This is a genomic window from Dietzia sp. SLG310A2-38A2, assembly GCF_014145095.1.
GTDB lineage: Bacteria > Actinomycetota > Actinomycetes > Mycobacteriales > Mycobacteriaceae > Dietzia.
The window spans coordinates 1-1,318 of record NZ_JAALDX010000480.1; the positions used below are offsets into that span (position 1 = coordinate 1).

Sequence of the window (1,318 nt, forward strand, 5' to 3'; positions counted from 1 at the left end):
GACGCCGACGAGGCCGGCGCCGTGGCCCGGCCCGACCTGCTGGGCCGCATCGCCGCGCCGCTGGCCGCGATCAACCGTGCGCCGCTGACCTCGTACCACGTGGTGATGGTGGTCACCGCCCTGCTCACCGTGATCGGCCTGGGGATGGTGCTGTCGAGCTCCAACGTCCTCGCGTTCTCCGGTGGCGGCACTCCGTTCGACATCTTCCTGCGCCAGGCGGTGTTCGTCACGATCGGCTGGGTGGCGTTCGTGGTGGCCCTGCGTGTGCGGTTCGAACTGCTCCGGGCGGCCGCGCTGCCGATGCTGCTGGTGTCCATCGGCCTGCTCATCGCCGTCCTGATCCCCGGTGTGGGAATGGAGATCAACGGCTCCCGCGGGTGGATCGACCTCGGGTTCTTCGGGATCCAGCCCGCGGAGATCGCCAAGTTCGCGTTCATCATCTGGGCGTCCTCGGTGGTGGCCAAGCGCATCCGCACCGGGTACTGGCTCGACCTGCTGTTCCCGGCCATCGTGGGGTACGGGGTGGTCGCCGCCCTCGTCGTCGTCGCCCCCGACCTCGGCATGGCCACGGCGGTGACCATCGCCTTCCTCTGCGTGCTGTGGTTCTCCGGCTACCCCACACGGCACTTCGTGTGGGTGATCGCGTTCGGCACCGTCGTGTTCGGCGTGCTCGCCGTGACGTTCGCCTACCGCTTCGAGCGGGTCCGGACCTTCTTCAACACCTTCGTCGGGGACTTCTCGAACCCGCAGGGCTCGGGGTACCAGTCGTATCAGGGGATGCTCTCGCTCGCGGAGGGCGGACTCTTCGGGGTGGGCCTCGGACAGTCCAGCGCCAAGTGGTTCTACCTGCCCGAGGCGACCAACGACTTCATCTTCGCGATCATCGGTGAGGAGCTCGGCTGGTTCGGCGCCGCCGTGGTGGTCTCGCTGTACCTGGCGTTGGGGTGGGCGGGCATGCGCATCGCGCTGCGGTCGGCCGACCCGTTCCGTCGCCTGCTGGCCGGCACCATCACCACGACGATCGTCCTCCAGGCGTTCATCAACATCGGGTACGTGGTGGGCCTGCTCCCGGTCACCGGCCTCCAGCTGCCCCTCATCTCCAACGGTGGCACCTCGGCGGTCGTGACCCTGGCCTCCCTCGGCCTCCTCGCCAACTGCGCCCGACACGAGCCCGAGGCGATCTCGGCGATCCTCAGCTCCCCGGAGCGCCGCCGGCGTCGGTGGTTCACCCTCCCGGACCCGCGCCCGTACACCCCCGAGCGTCCGGTCCCGGCCTCGGATGCGCCCGGGCGCTCGAGTGCCGGTGCCCGGCGCTACG

Annotated in this window: 1 protein-coding gene; it reads left to right on the plus strand. The window is 69.9% G+C overall.

Annotated features, from left to right (window positions below; genetic code table 11):
* A partial coding sequence (gene ftsW, locus G6027_RS15615) for a putative lipid II flippase FtsW (RefSeq protein ID WP_182637967.1) occupies positions 1-1,318 on the plus strand: 1,318 nt, incomplete at both ends.